The 1748-nt window shown below is 43.1% G+C and carries 2 protein-coding genes; both read right to left on the bottom strand.

What is annotated here, in order from left to right; translation table 11 throughout:
* Positions 1-964 (bottom strand): DEAD/DEAH box helicase (locus tag A3762_RS19110; RefSeq protein ID WP_068757144.1); only part of this gene is annotated, 964 nt, incomplete at its 3' end.
* A gap of 70 nt (positions 965-1034) precedes the next feature.
* The gene (locus A3762_RS19105) at positions 1035-1619 is read right to left on the bottom strand and encodes an elongation factor P hydroxylase (protein WP_068473209.1); all 585 of its coding nucleotides are present in this window, start codon (positions 1617-1619) and stop codon (positions 1035-1037) included.
* Between the last annotated feature and the right edge of the window lie 129 nt (positions 1620-1748).

Raw genomic sequence — 1748 nt, 5'->3', positions numbered from 1 at the left:
GCACATCATTTTGATCGATGTATCGACAAATAATTTCTAGCTTCTCATCAGAAGAAACCATAAATATCTTCTGATCAACCTTTTCAGTCGTTAGCTGCTCTGCTTCAATTTCTATATGTATTGGATTGCGCGTCCAACGCTGACATAAATTCAAGACATCTTGATTAAACGTCGCACTAAACAACAAGGTTTGTCGACGATCAACCTTCGGACAACGACCAAGAATGCGCTTCACATCTGGAATAAAGCCCATATCGAGCATTCGATCCGCTTCATCAATCACTAATGTGTCGACTTGATCGAGATACAGATCACCGCTGTTAAGGAAATCAATAAGACGACCTGGCGTCGCCACCAAAATATCAATCACGTTGTTTCTGACAAAATCGCGTTGCTTTTGGTAATCAATGCCGCCTAAAACAGAGTAAATATTTAAACCGGCATATTTCGTCAGCGCCTTTGCATCTTTTTCAATTTGAAGGGCTAGCTCGCGCGTTGGAGCAAGAATAAGTGCACGTGGTTCACTCGCATATCGTTCTTCAGAAGGAATACGGCGCAGCATCAAATCGTTAATAATGGTGATTAAAAACGCCGCTGTCTTACCGGTACCAGTTTGTGCTTTACCAATAAAGTCATGGCCTTGAAGTGTGTACGGTAAAGATGCAGCTTGAATCTCACTACAATACTGATACTTCAAATCAGCAATTGCGTGCAGCAATTCATTCTCAAGATTTAAATCATGGAACCTCGTCTTGCCCTCAGCAGGGTCGACTTTATATTGGGAAGGGTTCCACGCTGGCTCAGGCGTTTTAGTCTTAGCACGTTGATTAGAGGAGCGTTGATTACTCTTAGGCTTACCTGTCTTTTGCGAGGCCTTTGCTTTAGATGAACTAGAGCGCGGTTTCTGCTGCGACTCTTGTTTATTTTCAGGGGAGGTTTTTGACTTAAAAAGGCCACCAAACATGCTTTAAAACGCCTACATAAAATAATTCAATAACACTGATCACGGGTGTGTGCCGTTCAATGGCCGAACACTATAACAGATCGCTTTCTACATAACTGCTTAAATTTAAATAGCAGGTCTGAGGTTTAAACACGGCATTTAGTGCTTCTGCGAATTTAGCCGCCCTATCAGGTAAGCCCTCCACGAGATACTTTATCGTTTGTTCTTGCACATCTGCTACGAAAGCACTGCTTGGCCGACATAAAGGGTCGTTCGCATTGTCTGCCGAAAGACGAAAACGAAATCCTGCTGCACAACATAAAATTCGCTCCAAGGCTTGAGGTTTTACCTCAACCCGCTCAAAGACAGATTGCTGCGCTTCATCGCGACCATCGGGCTCATACCAATAGCCATAATCTAATTGAGTACGCCGTTCTTTGCCGGCGATACACCAATGCGCGACCTCATGCATTACGCTGGCAGGATAGTCACTTCGAGAAAAAATGCGAGATTTAGCACTCACTGCAATACCTTCACCGCCCGAGAAACTCGCAGTCATTTGTGCGGGAACGTAATAAGGCTCAGAAGCCCCTATCACAACTACTGTATTTTCAGTTTCTTCGAATTGCCGATTGAAGATTTCACTGAAATTTTGTGCACTAACGCAGTCAATCATATGTCGTGGTTTACTAATAATTAGAGCCAGTTCTAATAAAGCGCGGTATCATAGCCGATTCTATTGCGCCTCTTAAGTTTCAATTGGAACCTTTTGCATTATTTGTGTTCGTATTGGCGTTGAATATTT

The organism is Oleiphilus sp. HI0125, from assembly GCF_001635355.1.
The sequence above is the reverse complement of the archived record's forward strand: the minus strand, read 5'-3'. Positions and strand labels throughout refer to the sequence as shown.